Origin of the sequence: Corallococcus sp. AB030 (genome assembly GCF_003668965.1) — a bacterium.
Taxonomy (GTDB): Bacteria; Myxococcota; Myxococcia; order Myxococcales; family Myxococcaceae; genus Corallococcus; species Corallococcus exiguus.
Genome location: NZ_RAWQ01000022.1, coordinates 55,229 through 69,519 on the forward strand (window position 1 = coordinate 55,229; position 14,291 = coordinate 69,519).

General features: G+C 69.7%; 18 protein-coding genes. 7 read left to right on the top strand and 11 right to left on the bottom strand.

The window, feature by feature from the left end:
* Window positions 1–4 precede the first annotated feature (4 nt).
* The 4 genes from D7Y15_RS08375 to thiS are packed head-to-tail and all read right to left on the bottom strand — an operon-like array spanning window position 5 to window position 2,703.
* Window positions 5–1,048 (bottom strand): hypothetical protein, encoded by a 1,044-nt coding sequence (locus D7Y15_RS08375; protein ID WP_120580306.1) that lies wholly within the window; start codon window positions 1,046–1,048, stop codon window positions 5–7.
* Between the two features lie 22 nt (window positions 1,049–1,070).
* Window positions 1,071–1,685: a thiamine phosphate synthase gene (locus D7Y15_RS08380; protein ID WP_121752227.1), complete on the bottom strand. Its 615-nt coding sequence runs from the start codon at window positions 1,683–1,685 to the stop codon at window positions 1,071–1,073.
* Between the two features lie 2 nt (window positions 1,686–1,687).
* Window positions 1,688–2,473 carry a thiazole synthase gene (locus D7Y15_RS08385; RefSeq protein WP_120552339.1) on the bottom strand — a complete coding sequence of 262 codons (786 nt, stop codon included), beginning with the start codon at window positions 2,471–2,473 and terminating at the stop codon, window positions 1,688–1,690.
* Window positions 2,474–2,499: 26 nt separating this feature from the next.
* The gene (gene thiS / locus D7Y15_RS08390) at window positions 2,500–2,703 is read right to left on the bottom strand and encodes a sulfur carrier protein ThiS (RefSeq protein WP_120530083.1); all 204 of its coding nucleotides are present in this window, start codon (window positions 2,701–2,703) and stop codon (window positions 2,500–2,502) included.
* A gap of 336 nt (window positions 2,704–3,039) precedes the next feature.
* On the opposite strand from thiS, the gene D7Y15_RS08395 reads away from it, so the two are divergent.
* The 4 genes from D7Y15_RS08395 to D7Y15_RS08410 all read left to right on the top strand — a co-directional run bounded on the left by D7Y15_RS08395 (window position 3,040) and on the right by D7Y15_RS08410 (window position 6,465).
* Window positions 3,040–3,624 (top strand): hypothetical protein, encoded by a 585-nt coding sequence (locus tag D7Y15_RS08395; protein WP_233597387.1) that lies wholly within the window; start codon window positions 3,040–3,042, stop codon window positions 3,622–3,624.
* Between the two features lie 218 nt (window positions 3,625–3,842).
* A complete protein-coding gene (locus D7Y15_RS08400) occupies window positions 3,843–4,976 on the top strand; it encodes a serine/threonine-protein kinase (protein ID WP_120580309.1) in 1,134 nt (377 codons plus the stop codon).
* A 64-nt stretch (window positions 4,977–5,040) separates the two neighbouring features.
* Complete coding sequence (locus tag D7Y15_RS08405) at window positions 5,041–6,048, top strand: dipeptidase (protein WP_121752228.1); 1,008 nt, start codon at window positions 5,041–5,043, stop codon at window positions 6,046–6,048.
* A 36-nt stretch (window positions 6,049–6,084) separates the two neighbouring features.
* On the top strand, window positions 6,085–6,465 hold the full coding sequence (locus tag D7Y15_RS08410; protein WP_120580311.1) for a hypothetical protein: 381 nt from the start codon (window positions 6,085–6,087) through the stop codon (window positions 6,463–6,465).
* A 3-nt stretch (window positions 6,466–6,468) separates the two neighbouring features.
* On the opposite strand, the gene D7Y15_RS08415 is transcribed toward D7Y15_RS08410, so the two are convergent.
* From D7Y15_RS08415 to D7Y15_RS08430, 4 genes are all read right to left on the bottom strand, one after another.
* Window positions 6,469–6,786 carry a carboxymuconolactone decarboxylase family protein gene (locus D7Y15_RS08415; RefSeq protein WP_120580312.1) on the bottom strand — a complete coding sequence of 106 codons (318 nt, stop codon included), beginning with the start codon at window positions 6,784–6,786 and terminating at the stop codon, window positions 6,469–6,471.
* 72 nt (window positions 6,787–6,858) lie between these two features.
* Window positions 6,859–7,128, bottom strand: coding sequence for a peroxidase (locus D7Y15_RS08420; RefSeq protein ID WP_120580313.1), 270 nt, complete (start codon window positions 7,126–7,128; stop codon window positions 6,859–6,861).
* Window positions 7,129–7,166: 38 nt separating this feature from the next.
* The gene (locus D7Y15_RS08425) at window positions 7,167–7,952 is read right to left on the bottom strand and encodes an alpha/beta fold hydrolase (protein ID WP_120580314.1); all 786 of its coding nucleotides are present in this window, start codon (window positions 7,950–7,952) and stop codon (window positions 7,167–7,169) included.
* 35 nt (window positions 7,953–7,987) lie between these two features.
* Entirely contained in the window at window positions 7,988–8,929 is a 942-nt protein-coding gene (locus tag D7Y15_RS08430; RefSeq protein ID WP_120580315.1) for a magnesium transporter CorA family protein, read from the bottom strand.
* Window positions 8,930–9,017: 88 nt separating this feature from the next.
* On the opposite strand from D7Y15_RS08430, the gene D7Y15_RS08435 reads away from it, so the two are divergent.
* The 3 genes from D7Y15_RS08435 to D7Y15_RS08445 are packed head-to-tail and all read left to right on the top strand — an operon-like array spanning window position 9,018 to window position 12,189.
* Entirely contained in the window at window positions 9,018–10,160 is a 1,143-nt protein-coding gene (locus tag D7Y15_RS08435) for a hypothetical protein (RefSeq protein ID WP_120580316.1), read from the top strand.
* 20 nt (window positions 10,161–10,180) lie between these two features.
* Window positions 10,181–10,996, top strand: coding sequence for an HAD-IIB family hydrolase (locus tag D7Y15_RS08440; protein ID WP_233597389.1), 816 nt, complete (start codon window positions 10,181–10,183; stop codon window positions 10,994–10,996).
* A complete protein-coding gene (locus tag D7Y15_RS08445) occupies window positions 10,993–12,189 on the top strand; it encodes a class I SAM-dependent rRNA methyltransferase (protein WP_120580318.1) in 1,197 nt (398 codons plus the stop codon). Before D7Y15_RS08440 ends, D7Y15_RS08445 begins: the two co-directional genes overlap by 4 nt.
* A gap of 64 nt (window positions 12,190–12,253) precedes the next feature.
* Here the strand turns inward: D7Y15_RS08445 and D7Y15_RS08450 are convergent, their stop codons facing one another.
* Genes D7Y15_RS08450 through D7Y15_RS08460 form a run of 3 tightly spaced genes read right to left on the bottom strand, consistent with a single transcriptional unit; the run spans window position 12,254 to window position 14,162 of the window.
* Window positions 12,254–12,760 (bottom strand): hypothetical protein, encoded by a 507-nt coding sequence (locus D7Y15_RS08450; protein WP_233597390.1) that lies wholly within the window; start codon window positions 12,758–12,760, stop codon window positions 12,254–12,256.
* Window positions 12,757–13,185: a hypothetical protein gene (locus D7Y15_RS08455; RefSeq protein ID WP_120580319.1), complete on the bottom strand. Its 429-nt coding sequence runs from the start codon at window positions 13,183–13,185 to the stop codon at window positions 12,757–12,759. The genes D7Y15_RS08450 and D7Y15_RS08455 overlap by 4 nt, the downstream gene beginning before the upstream one ends.
* 32 nt (window positions 13,186–13,217) lie before the next feature.
* On the bottom strand, window positions 13,218–14,162 hold the full coding sequence (locus D7Y15_RS08460) for a hypothetical protein (protein ID WP_120580320.1): 945 nt from the start codon (window positions 14,160–14,162) through the stop codon (window positions 13,218–13,220).
* Window positions 14,163–14,291: the final 129 nt, after the last annotated feature.

Genomic DNA, 14,291 nt, shown 5'->3' on the forward strand with positions numbered 1-14,291 from the left:
GTTGTCAGGGGGACGGCGTTGCCGGCTCCGCGGTCGCGATGCGCCGCTCCAGGTCCAGGCCCTCGCGGCGCACGCGCATGTCCACGTAGAAGAACGCGGACACCACGAAGCTCAGCGGCGTGAAGAAGGACTGCCCCACCACCTGCAACAGCTCCGCGGGGACGAGCAGCGCCTGCGGAATGGCCGCCTGCGCCGCCGGGTCCAACAGGTTGCCACCGTAGGCGAGCCGGACGATCCACGCGGGCAGCCCCGACACCAGGCTCACCGCGATGAGGATGCCGCCCACCACCGTGGACAGCACCATGGCCCGCACCGTGCCCCGGCCCATGAAGCCCGGCTCGACATTGCCCTTCAGCAGGGCCCCGGAGCGCTTGAAGGCCGCCCATGCGCCCACGTCCTCCATGGCCAACACGGGGGGCAGGAGCATGAAGCGCAGGAAGTACCAGAGCACCGCCGCCAACGCGCCCAGGCCCAGCACGATGGCGCCGATGATGATCAACGCGATGCTGAGCACCGTTCCGCCGCCAGTGCCCTTGCCGGTGACGGCCGCGACCACGCCCATCCCCATGACGAGCGAGCCGGGCAGGCACAGCAGGAGCGTCACCCCCGCGGCCCACGCGATGGACAGCAGGTAGGTCGCGGTCAGCGTGCCCAGGCGCGACACGGCCCGCCGCAGACCTTCCGAGGGACGCACCGGTTCACCCAGCCTCGCGGGAATCACGTACCGGGCCGCCGCCGTGGTGGCCACCCAGAAGTTCCACACGAGGAACACGTACAGCACGAGCATCAGCCCCATCACGATGCCGGACTGGGTCAGTGCCTGCGTGGGGTCCGTGCCCGAGGGAGCCCCACCCAGCCCGGGCAACACGCCCACCGTGCGCGTCATCGCGACGGTGAACGCCTTGACCGCGATGTAGTTGAGCAGGTCGAACCCCAGGACCAGCACGAACAGGGGCTTCAGGTGAGCGCGCCAGAACGTCGCCGCGCGGTCGATGATTTCTCCGATGGCGAGCGGGCGCAGCTCAACGGAGGTCGGGGATGGCGTCACGGCCGCGCAGCATAGCGCCGCCTCAATCGCGCGGGGGCCGGCATGCGTCCAGCAGCGCCCGGGCCGCCGCGCGCGGATCCTCCGCCTCCAGCACGGCGGAGATGACCGCGACGCCCCAGGCCCCCGGCACCTCCCGGGCCCGCTCCGGCGTCATCCCCCCTAGCGCCAGGGCAGGGCAGGGCAACCGCTCCGCGAGCCCCCTGAAGCCATGAGGCCCCAGCGTGTCGCGCGTGTCCCCCGGCTTGGACCCCGGAGCGAACACGGGGCTCACCAGCGCCAGGTCCGCGCCCACCGCGGCACCCGCCTCGCGTGCGTCATGCACCGCCACGCTCACCCACCGGTCCGCGGGCAGGAACGGGCGCACGTCGCGGGGAGAAGTGCCAGAAGCGGGCAGATGCAGGTGCGCGCCCACGAGCAGCGCGACATCCATCCGGCCATTCACGAACAGCGTCCGGCCCCGGCACACGTCCGCCAGGAGCCGGGCCTCCTCCAGGAACAGCCGCCCGGAGGCCTCCGGGTGACGGTGCTGCACGGCGACGTCCGGCCCCGCCTCCAGCGCCCGCTCCAGCGCGGTGAGCAATCGCGCCTGGGGCAGCCGCCAGTCCGTGATGACCACGAGGCGGGGCAGGACGGGCACCGCTACTCCACGAGCCCTTCGATGGGGCTGGACGCGGAGCCGTACGCCTTGCGCGGGATGCGGCCCGCGAGGAACGCGTCGCGGCCGGCCTCCACCGCCTTTTTCATGGCCACGGCCATGCGCACCGGATCCTTCGCGCCCGCGATGGCGGTGTTCATGAGCAGCGCGTCCACGCCCAGCTCCATCGCGATGGCCGCGTCGGACGCCGTGCCCACGCCCGCGTCCACGATGACCGGTACCTTCACCACCTCGCGGATGAGCCGCAGGTTGTGCGGGTTGCGGATGCCCAGCCCGCTACCGATGGGCGCCGCCAGCGGCATCACCGCCGCGCAGCCCGCGTCCTCCAGCTTGCGCGCGGTGATGGGGTCGTCGCTGGTGTACGGCAGCACCGTGAAGCCTTCCTTCACCAGGATGCGAGCGGCCTTCACCGTCTCCTCGACGTCCGGGTAGAGCGTCTTCTCGTCGCCAAGCACTTCCAGCTTCACCCACTTGCTCATGCCCAGCTCTTCCGCCAGCCGGCACGTGCGCACCGCGTCCTCCGCCGTGTAGCAGAGCGCCGTGTTGGGCAAGAGGCGCATCTTGTTGCGGTCGATCCAGTTCATCAGCGACGCCTCGCCCGTCGCCTTCAGGTCCAACCGCCGCACCGCCACCGTGACGAGCTCCGCGCCCGACGCTTCGTGGCACTGCTTCATCACCTCGTGGCTGGGGTACTTCCCCGTCCCGACGATGAGCCGCGAGGTGAACGTCACCCCCGCCAGCGTGAAAGGCTTGTCCGCGATACCGCTCATGACCGTCTCCTCTCCAGGGCCTTCACTCACCCGCCACCCACGAAGGTGACGATCTCCACCCGGTCCCCGTCCTGGAGCCGGTGCTCGGGGTGACGGGCGCGGCGCACCACCTCCGCGTTCACCTCCACCGCCACCCCCGGGCCGCTGCCCAGCTCCAACAGCGCCAGCAGGGACGAAAGGGTGCTGCCCTCTGGCAGCGTCCGCGCTTCTCCGTTGACCCACACGTTCACGGCCTCACGGCTCCTTCCGGTCCCCGTCGGTCGGGACCCGCCGGTGCCAGTACAAGGGCGGTTCTGCCCTGTCAACGCACAGCCTCCCCCACGCAAAAGGCCTGCTTCAGCGCACTGGAACGGATTTTTCGCGCTCGAATGCGTTTTGTTCCGCTTCCCCAGCAGGCGAGCGGCCAGGGCCTTCCTCGTGCGCGGGCCGCCCCTGCTCATGGCTCCATGCGTTGCCAAGCGCTGTGCAGGTACGGGGGGAGCGACCAGTTTCTGCCCAACGCCGGGGAACAAATCACCGGCACTCAAGAACACACTCACAGGGGGCGGTCACACATGCGGAAGCTCATGATTGCGGTTACGGCGGTCGCGGGTCTGACGATGGTCACCGGCTGCAAGAAGGATGACGTCCAGGCGCAGCGCGAGGATGTCGCCGAGGCCCGTCAGGAAGCGGCGCAGGAGACGGCGGAGGCGCGTCAGGACGAGAACCAGGAGATGGCGTCGGCGCAGCATGACGCCAACGAGGACATCGCGGAGGCCCGTCAGGACGCGAACGACAAGATCGCCAGCGCCAACGAGGACGTCCGCGACGAGGAGCAGGACCTGGCCGAGGCCCAGGCCAACCGGAATGAGGACCTGGCCGAGGGCGGCTCCGGCATGGCCGGCACCACCAGCGCCGCGGCGGCGACCACCGTCAACGGCCGCGTGATCGCCAAGTCCGGTGACACGCTGACGCTGGTGGACAGCACCAACAAGGAACTGAAGATCAAGACCAATGACCGGACCGCGCTGATGGACAATGGCAGCCGCGCGGTGAAGCTGGACGACATCAAGGAAGGCTCGCAGGTGCGCGCCTCCTACGTGATGGACGGCAAGGACATGGTCGCCCGCGACGTCACCCTGGTGGCGGCGGTGAAGAAGCTGGACAAGTAATCCCCGCGCCTCACGCGCCTCTGTCTTTCCGGACTGGGGAAAATACTTGAAGGCGGCGGCTCCCACCCTCGCGGTGGGGGCCGTTTCCTTTTTAGTCGGGAGATGCCCGGTGGGGTCGGATGGGGATGTCTGACCCGGGTGGTAGGACGCGGGCGTGAGGAGTTCCTCATGCCTTCCCACCCCCGGGAAGCGCCTCTTCGTCAGGAGCGTCACCCACGATGGCCACCCATCCCCCCGCGTCCTCCGCGTCCCGGCCGTTCATCCTCTTCACCACCGGGGCCACGTCCTATGAGCTGGTGCGCTACCTGGGGTCGCGCGCCGGAGGGGAGCTGCTGCTCGCCCGCCGGCACTACGCGCGCACGCCGGGCGGACTGGTGCTCATCAAGCGCCTGCGCGACGTGACGGATGACGTGGCGCGGGCGCGGCTGCGGGAAGAGGTGAAGCTGCTCATGCGGCTGTCCCACCCGGCCATCGCGCCGGTGTACCTGGTGCGGGTGCACGACGGCGCGCCCCATCTGGTGACGGAGTACGTGGACGGGCCGTGCCTGGAGACGCTGTCCAGCTTCGCGGCGCTGCGGCGGCGGCCCTTCTCGGAGGCGTTCGCCGCGTACGTGGGCGCGGAGGTGGCGGACGCGCTCCATCACGCCCATGCGTTGGAGGACTCGCGCGGCCTGCCCGTGGGCGTGGTCCACCGCGACATCAGCCCCCGTTCCCTGCGCGTGGACGTGCACGGGCGGGTGCGGCTGTCGGACTTCGCGCTCGCGTGGTCGCGGCTGCCCGGGCGCGTGGTGACGGAGCCGGGGCTCGTGCGCGGGGACGTGGCCTATGCCTCGCCAGAGGCGCTGGAGGGCCTGCCGCTGGATGGCCGCGCGGACCTGTTCTCCCTGGGGATGGTGCTGCTGGAGCTGCTCACCGGGCTGCACCTGCTGGACCTGGACGACGTGGAGCGCGCCGCGCAGCAGGCCCAGCCCGTGCCTGGAACGCGCGGGCTGTGCGCGGAGACACCCAGCTGGCTCCCCGCGCCGCTGATGGCCGCGCGCATGGCATGCCTGACACCGGCGCACGTGGAGCAGGCCACGCGGGGGCTTTCGCCGGGAATGCGGGCCGTGCTCCAGCGGGTGCTCCATCGCGACCGCGACCTGCGCTTCCAGACGGGCGCGGAGCTGCGGGATGCGCTCCGGGGCCTGCTGAACGCGGAGGGACGGCCCTATGGTCCCCCGGAAGCGCTGCGCGAGGTGTCGGAGGTTCGCACGGACGCGCTCGTGGGCCCGGCGGGAGCGGCGGAAGCGGGGCTTCCTCTGGAGGATGACCTCTGGGACGGCTGCGATGACGAAGGCGCGGACTGGACGTGACGTGTGACGGGGGGATGTCCCGGGGCGCTTGTCATCGCGGGAGGGCGTGGCGAAGACTGCTGGCATGGGTGACGTGAAGGAGCTGCATCGCCAGTGGTGCATCGCGGACGGACACGCGGATTCGCTGATGTGGAACCGCGACCTGTGCGAGCGGTCGACGGAGGGGCACGTGGACTTCCCCCGCCTGCGCGAGGCGGGGGTGAAGCTGCAGTGCTTCACGCTGGTGACCCGGGGCTTCCCGTTCATTGGCGGCTTCCCGCTGTTCGCCGCGTGGCGCAAGTGGCCCCGCGAGGCGCGCGGCAGCGAGTGGACTCGCGCGCTCTGGCAGATTGAGAAGTTGGACTCCTTCTGCGCCCGCTCAGGGGACACCGTGCGTGTCGCCACCACGGGGGCGGCGCTGGAGGACAACCTCGCGCACGGGCGGCTATCCGCGGTGCTGGGCGTGGAGGGCGGCCACGCGATTGAAGGCCAGGTGGAGCGGATCGAGGAGCTGCACCGGCGCGGAGTGCGCTTCATGGGGCTCACGCACCTGTCCAACAACGACCTGGGCGGTTCGTCCTTTCCCATGATGGGCAACCGGGGGCTGACGCCGCTGGGGAACCAGGTGATGGAGGAGATGGCCCGCCTGGGAATGAGCGTGGACGTGGCGCACGCCTCCGAGCAGACGCTCACGGACCTCTTCGCTCACCCCACGGTGCGCTACTTCTGTTCGCACACGGGCGTGCGCGCGGCGGGCGGCGGCTGGCGCAACCTGTCCGACGCGGCCCTGCGCACCATTGCCCAGCGCGGCGGTGTGGTGGGCATCATCCTGGCGCCGGTGTACCTGGGCGGCGACACGTGGGACGACGTGGTCCGCCACGTGGAGCACGCCGTGGACGTGATGGGGGAGGAGGGCGTGGGCGTGGGCAGCGACTACGACGGCATGGTGGCGCTGCCCCGGGGCATGCGGGATGTGACGGATTTGCCGCGACTCACGGAAGCCCTGCTCAAACGACACCCGGAGTCGTGGGTGGAACGTGTGATGGGTGGCAACTTCCGGCGTTACTTTCGCGAGACGCTCGGCGGCGGTTGACAGCGAAAAACCTGTCGAAAAGAGTCGCCGGCACCCATGAACCGTCTTCCCCTTGCGCTCTTGTCTCTCGTCGGTTTCTTCCTTCTTTCCGGTTGTGGCGGGCCGGGTTCGGGCGACTCGTGTGACGGCGGCGACTACGTGTGCCAGGAGGACGCGCAGGCCCTGGAGTGCCGCAACGGCACCTGGCGCCCGCTCGCGTGCCGGGGGCCGCTGGGCTGCCGGGAGCTGGCGGACAGCGTGCGGTGCGACACGTCCCTCAACCAGGAGAACGACGGGTGCGCCACGAACGCGGAGGGCAAGGGCGTGTGCAGCCCCAACGGCGCCGCGATCCTCACGTGCCAGCAGGGCGTGCTGGTGAAGACGGCGGATTGCTCGTCGTGCGCCGTGCAGGACTCGCAGGTCGTCTGCCAGCCGTGAGCCTCAGCGCTCCGGTTCCCCTCCGGACCTGGGGGGGAAACCGGGAGGTGGCGCGGGCAGGTAGCCGCCCGCGGCCATGCGCTTCCCGGACCGTTCGTACATGGCCGGTGAGAGGCCCTGGACGCCGGTGCCGTCAATCCACCGGTTGTAGAAGTTGAAGAGGGCGCAGACGGAGACCGCGTCGTACACGGCCTCGTCCGACCAGCCGGCCGCCTTCAATCGCTCCACGTCCTCGCGGCGCACGTCTCCGGGCGCGTCGTTGAGTTGGTCCACGAAGGCGAACAACGCCTTCTCGGCCTCCGGAATGGGGGCCGTCTTCATATCGTCCAGTACCGCCTGGACGTGCTCCTTGCTGCCCAGTAATTCCGCCGCGACCGCGGCGTGAGAACCCGTTCAAAATACGCAGGCGTTGCGCCGCGACGTATACGCGGCGATGAGCTCCCGCAGCCCGGCCGACAGCGGGGACGGGCCGCGCATCACCTCGTGGGTGAAGGCGGACAGCGCGTCCGTCATGCGCGGCTTGAACGCGAACAGGTGCCAGATGCCCGGCGGCGTCATGCCCCCGGCCCGCGCCATGGCGATCATCTTCCCGTAGTGCCCGTCGGACTCGTGCGACTCGACGTCGGGCAGGTACATGTTTTCCGGAGCGGGGGACTTCATCATCGCGCACTTCCCTGGCGAAAGGACGGGGATGCCGCCCATCAGGCCAGCGACGTGAGGAAGCTGTCCAGCACCGAGTTGAAGGCCTCCGGCTGTTCCTGGTTGGGCAGGTGCGCCGCGCCGGGGATGACCTCCAGCCGCGCGCCCTGCACCAGGTCCGCCATCTGCTTCGCCTTCGCCAGCGGCGTCACGGTGTCGTGCTCGCCCACCACGACCAGCGCGGGCCCCGCGTAGCGCGCGAGCAGATCCTTGCTGTCCAACCGCAGCGCCATGCCCCGCTGCGCGGCGGCGATGGACTCCGGCGACACGGACAGCCCCAGCTTCGTCACCTCGCGGCCCACCGGTGAGTCCGGCCCCGCGTGGACCAGCTTGGGCACCAGCCCCTGGACGACGGACGCCGTGCCTTCCTTCAGCGCCTGCTGCGCGGTGGCCTCGCGCTTGTCCTTCCCGGCGGCTTCGTCCGCGGTGCACTGCGTGTCCGAAAGCACCAGTCCGCGCACCCGGCCCGGGTCCTCGCGCAAGAGCGCCAGGGCAGCGTAGCCACCCATGGACACGCCGCCCACCACCGCCGTGTCGATGTTCAACGCGTCCAGCAGCGCGAGCGCGTCCTGCGCCAGCTTGCGCATCTCCGTGGGGCCTTCACCCAGCCGGCTCTGCCCGAAGCCGCGCAGGTCCGGCACGAGGAAGCGGTAGCGTCCGGACAGCGCGGCCACCTGCCGGTCGAACGCGGAGCCATCCAACGGGAAGGCGTGCATGAGCAGCACCGGCAACCCCTGGCCCTCGTCCCGGTAGTGCAGCGGAATCCCATCCACGGCGACCGTCAGCATGCGTGCCTCCTCGCGGCCCGTCGCAGGGGGCGGCGTCAGATCCACTTCTTGTACTTGAACCAGCCGACGAGCCCCAGGGGGAAGCCCACCATGGTCACCCACATGGCGACGTACCAGCCCGTTCCCGTCAACTGTTCGAAGTTCTGCCCGAAGAACCCCACGATGAAGGACAGGGGCAGGAAGAGGGTGGCGAAGATGGTGAGCTGCTTGCTGATGTCATTGGTGCGTTGGGCCACCACGGACAGGTAGCCGTCCATCACGTTGCCCACCACGTCACGGCTGGCGTCGATCTGCTCGTACAGCCGTATCAGGTGGTCGTAGACGTCGCGGAAGTACAGCGTCGTCTTCTCTTGAATCTGCGGGATTCCCCGGCGCGACAGCATGCCCACCACGTCGCGCTGCGGAGACAGCACGCGGCGCAGCGTCACCAGCGCGCGCTTGAGCTGGAAGATGCGCTGCAGGTGCTCCGGATCCGGCTCGGCGAAGATGGCGTCCTCCAGGTCATCCAGCCGGTCGCCGAATTCGTCCATGATGGGGAACTGCGCGTCCACGAGCGCGTCCGCGAGCATGTAGAGGATGACGTCCACGCCCCGGCCCAGCGTGCCCGCGGGGTCGTCCTTCACGCGCCGTAGGACGGCGTCATGGCTGGGCAGGCGCAGCTCGTGCACGCTGATGAGCCAGTCCTGCGCGAGGAAGAAGTGGTGCTCGTGCAGCGTGAGCTCCGTGACGTCCGAACCGCAGCTGAAGCCCTGCATCACGATGAACTGGTGGTGCGGATATTCCTCCAGCTTGGGCCGCTGGTCCAGGTGCAGGCAGTCCTCCACGGCCAGCCGGTGTAGCTGGAAGCGCTCGGCCAGTCGGCCCAGCACCTCCGCGTTCGGCTCCAGGACGTCGATCCACTTGGGCCCCGGCCGATCGAGCAGTTCCTCACCCCCCGAGACAGCCCTGCCGTCCTCCCACAGACAGACCTGGATCATTTCCGTGGACTCCCCGGCCCAGCCCTCGGGCCCGGGACGCTTGCTAGAACTCCCCGGACGCGATGTCGAGCGGTAGAGTGGGGGCAACGTGTCCGCTGCCGCCGAGAATCCACCGCCGGCCTCCCTGACCCCGAGGCTCGAACAAATCCTCCAGTCGCTGCCCGACCGCGCCTTCTCCGCGCGGCTGAGAGCGGTGTATCTCGCCGCGGCCCAGGCCATCTCCCGGCTGAGTGACCTGGACCTGGTGAAGTACGAGACGCCCGTCGTCGACGCCAGCCCCGACCTGTCGCTGTGGGAGGAGATGGCGCCCGTCATCCGCGACACGGTGATGGACGTCAACGCGCTGCTCAACGTCATCCGGGAGCAGTTCCCCGGTACGCCGCAGCCGGCCGCGCCCCGCAAGGGCCCCGCGGACGTGCCCGCCATCCTCCAGGAGGGCATGGCCAGTCTGGCCCAGAGCATCACCCAGCTGGGCGAGGCCATGCGCAACCCGTCCGTGGTGAGCGACCGCTGGCAGCTGTTGGCGGAAATCCAACGCTTCCGGTCTGACTACCGCGAACAGATGAGCCAGCTCGTCTTCGAGTCCGCGAGCACCTTCGGCGAGGTGTCTCGCGCCCAGGTGGTGCCCGGCTACGAGGCGGAGGTGAAGGCGGCCGTCACGGTGCGCGCCATCACGTCCGACCTGTCGCGCATCGTCACGGCGCGGCTCAACAAGGTGCGCGACGCCAAGCCGGAGGAGGTGCTGTGGAACGCGCAGCAGCTCCAGACGGAGCTGGACGCCTTCGGCCGCACCGCCGCGTACCGGAACCTGCGCGCACAGGACAAGCGCCACATCGTGGAGGCCCGCGCGGAGATTGGCGCGCTCGCGCTCGAATCCGCCCCCGAGCCGGGACGGCTGCTGACGGTGACGGAAGGGCTGGAGGAACTGGTGCGGAGCCTGTCCGCGGTGAACCAGCGCCAACTGCTCATCCTCCACGACCGCGAGGTGTGGGCCGCGTGCGGCGTGCGCCTGGAGCGCGCGCTGGCCCAGTCCACGAAGGATCCGGTCGCGTCCGCCAAGGCCCTGGCGGAGGCCGCGGCCAGCGCCCAGTCGCTCTACGGCCGGGACCCCACCATGGACGCGTTCCTGCGCAAGGCGCGCAAGCTGAAGCTCGCCACGCTCACGGGCCCGGAGCTGCTCTCCACCATCGAGTCCTTCCAGTCCCAGCTCGCGCAACTGGACGTGATGTGAAGACAGTGAGTGTGAAGGCCGTGGAACCGCGCCCCCTGCGGCAGGCGGACCTGTCCGGTGTGCAGGGCGTCTTCACCGACGTGGATGGCACGCTGACGACGGGCCACAAGCTGCGCAGCCAGACGGTGCGGTCCCTGGAGCAGCTGTCCGCGTCCGGCCTGCGCGTGGTGCTGGTGAGCGGCCGTCCAGCGGGGTGGGGTGAGGCGTGGGCCCGCCAGCTCCCCGTGGACGGCGTCGTCGTGGAGAACGGCGGGCTGTTCTTCCTCAAGGACGCCAAGGGGAAGCTGCGCAAGGTGTACCTGGAGCCGCCCGCCCAGCGCGTGGCGAACCGCCAGCGCCTGGAGAAGGAGGTCGAGCGCGTGCTCGCCCAGGTGCCCGGCGCGCGGCTGTCCGTGGACAGCCGCTACACGGAAGTGGACCTGGCGGTGGACTACAACGAGGAAGCCCGGCTGGGCGATGATGGGGCCTCCCGCATCGAGTCGCTGCTGCGGGCCCGGGGCGTGTCGGCGGTGCGCTCGTCGGTGCACGTCAACTGCTGGCTGGGCCGCTTCGACAAACTCTCCGCGTCGCGCCGCTTCGCCAAGGTAGCGTGGGGCGAGAAGCTGGACCCCGCGGACGGCCGGTACGTCTACGCGGGGGATTCTTTCAACGACGCTCCGATGTTCCAGGCGTTCAAGCTGGGCGTGGGCGTGGCCAACGTGCGCGCGGTGCTGGATCGCATCGACGCGCCGCCGGCCTTCATCACCCGGGCGCCCGAGGGGCGGGGCTTCGAGGAGCTGGCGCGTGCCCTCCTCTCCCGCCGCCGGCCGGCCCGCAGTCGAGGAGTTTCAACGTGAATGTCGTGAAGCTGGAGCTGGCCCGAGGCCTGGGGCGTCACCTGCGTGCGGGGCACCCGTGGGTGTTCCGCAAGGCCCTGGAGCACATGCCGCGGATTCCGGCCGGCAGCGTGGTGGACCTGACGGAGAACGGGAAGTTCGTCGCGCGCGGGTACTACGACCCGCACTCGGCCATCGCGGTGCGCGTGCTCACGCGGGACGCGAGAGAGACGGTGGACTCGCGCTTCATCACCCAGCGCGTGCAGCGGGCCCTGGCCGCGCGCACGGCGCTCATCGACCTGAAGGACACGGACAGCTACCGCCTCATCCATGGCGAAGGCGACGGCCTGCCCGGCGTGGTGGTGGACCTGTACGCGGGCTGGGCGGTGATGAAGCTCTACTCCGCGGGCCTCACCCCCTACCGCCCCCTCATCGTGGAGGCGCTGAAGGCGGGCGTCCCAGGCCTCAAGGGCATCCTCGGCCGTGACGAGGTGGGGCGCGACGACGTGGAGGAGGACGACGGGCGCGGCAGCGGGAAGATGCTGTGGGGCGAGGAGGCCCCGGAGCTCATCCCCATCCGCGAGCGCGGCGCCATCTTCCTGGTGGACGCGTGGAAGGGGCAGAAGACGGGCTTCTTCCTGGATCAGCGTGAGAACCGCTACCTCATCCGCCGGCTGGGGCAGGGGAGGGACGTGCTCAACTGCTTCAGCTTCAGCGGCGGCTTCTCCGTGAACGCGGCGCTGGGCGGGGCCAACAGCGTCTTCTCCGTGGATCAGGACCCGGAGGCCATCGCCCTGGCGCGGGAGAACTTCACGCGCAACGGGCTACCGGCGGCGAAGCACGACTTCCTGGCGGCGGACGCGTTCGACCTCATCCAGTCGTTCAAGGAGGAGGGCCGCACGTTCGACCTCATCATCCTGGACCCGCCCGCCTTCGCGAAGAGCCAGCGCGCGGTGGAGGCCGCCGTGGACGGCTACGCGTCCCTCAACCGGCAGGCCCTGGCGCTCTTGCGTCCCGGCGGTCTGCTGGCCACGGCGTCGTGCTCCGCGCGCGTGACGGGGGACCTGTTCATGGGCGCCGTGCGCGAGGCGGGCTTCAAGGCTGGCGTGGACCTGGCGCTGGTGGAAGAGCGCTACCAGCCGCCGGACCACCCCGTGCGCCTGCAGTTCCCGGAAGGGAAGTACCTGAAGTTCTACGTGATGCAGTCGGTGTAGCGGCTTTGCCCGGCCCCGGGGCGCGCCTGACATGAGGCGCGCCTCCCGTGGTGCTCGGGAACGCTCAGGTGCCGAAGACCTTGTGGGCCACGCGGTCCAGCACGTCCTTGCCCCAGACGATGCTGGCCTTGCCCAGCCGGTCCAGGTCGCGGGTGAACTCGCGGCCGTCCGGCATGACTTCGTAGGTGCGGGTCAGGAACAGGTTGCCGGTGTCCGGCTCGAAGTCGACGTTGCCGCCGCCGGTGTCCGTGCCCTCTTCCTGCTGCTGCCGGAAGCCCTCGATGATGCCGGGCTTGGGCGCTTCACGGAACCGGTAGATGAGGGCGCTGCACTTGAGCGCTGGCGGGGACTCGACGTGCTCGAAGGCGTACTGGCCTTCGCCGCTCATCATGCCGCCCAGCCCCTGCTCGTTGAGGCCCTCGGTGACGCCGGCGCCCTGGGACTGGAGGTACCACTTCACCAGCTGCCGGGCCGCGTCGCGCGTCATCGGGCCCCCCGCGGGCGGCGCGGGACGCGCCAGGCCCATGGAGGACAGCAGCCACTGCACCTTGCTGGAGAAAGAGCTGATCACTTCGCGGGGATGACGCGATCCGCGACGCGGTTGAACACTTCGTCGCCCCACACGAGGCTGGCTTCCACGAGCCGGTCCACGTCTTCCTTGAACTGCTGCTCCGACGGCACCACGCCGTACGTGCGGCTCAGGAAGAGGGACTTGTTCTCGGTCTCGTAGTCCACCTTGCCGCCGCCGGTGTCCGTGCCCTTCTTCTCTTCGTCACGGAACCCGTCGATGACGCCCGGCCGGGGCGCGTCGCGGAAGCGGTAGATGAGGGCGCTGCACTTCAGCGCCCCCGAGTCCTTCACGTGTTCGAAGTAGACCTGCGCGTCGCCAAGCGCGGCGCCGCCAAATCCCTTCGCGTTCAGCCCGGAGGCCTGCGCATCGCCTCCGTGGCCCCGGATGAATGACTGCACCAGTCGCTGGGCTTCTTCGAGCGTCATACGTGCAGTCATATCACACGCCGTTCCCTACCTCAGAAATTGCCGGTGCGGGCCTGGTCGAACGGGACGCGCTGGTTGAGGTACGTGTCGTTGATGTTGTGCGCGCCGGAGAAGATGCTCTTCTCGGAGAAGTAGTGGATCTTCGCGTCCTTGCCCGCGTGCTTGATCAGATCCAGGGGGCCCTTGCCGCTGGTGCCCAGACCGAAGAGGCCCGGCACGGGGTCCTTGTCGTTGACGTAGTGGACGTACTTGGGGCCGTCCGGGTAGGTCGCCGCCGCGGCGCCGAAGGTCTCCACGGAGACCTTGCCCAGCTTCTCCTGCACCTGCGCGGGGGACAGCCCGTCTTCGATGCGCAGCCGCTTGGCCACGTCGCTCAGCGCGCGGCTGGTGATGAGGCCACCCTGGCTGTGCGCCATCAGGTGCACGTCACGGCCGGCCTTCAGCTCCGTGTAGAGCGAGTCCGCCAGCGTATCCACGGCCGGGTTCTTGCCCTTGTCCATCTTGTCCGTGATGCACTGGCCCAGGTCCTTGAAGAAGCCCTCGGTGGAGTTGTGGATACCGATGGTCTTCTGGCCCGTCTTGTCCGCGATGGCCTGCATCGTGGTCTCCTGGCCAGCCTTGTCCGTCATCATCCCGTTCACGTAGATGATGGTGCCGGGCTGCTTCACGCCGCCCTTGGGCTCGTAGGCGGGGATCTGGCTCAGCGGGGTGCTGGCGTCGAAGGCCTGCCCGCCCTTGCCCATGATCTTGCCGTCGTAGGCCTTGTCCTTCGCGCCGGCCGGAGCCGTGAACACGCCCGTGGGGGCCGCGGTGCGCACCGCGCCGCTCGACGACTTGGTGTCGAAGCCGTCCTTCACGGTGTTGGCCGGCTTCGCCGTGACCGGGGTCGCCGTCTTGGCCGGGGCGGCCGCGCCGGTCCCCGTGGTCGTGGTGGTGCGCGCGATGGTGTTGTTGGAGGTGCGCCCGATGGTTCCCATGGCTTGAGGCTCCTGCGGTGTGCGGATTTTTGAAGGGGGAAGGGAAAGCTTGCTGCGTTGATCCATTCTCACCCGAAGCGCCGAAAAGTTGCGAGCAGGTCACGGAATGTGTGCAACGCGCTGCGGCAC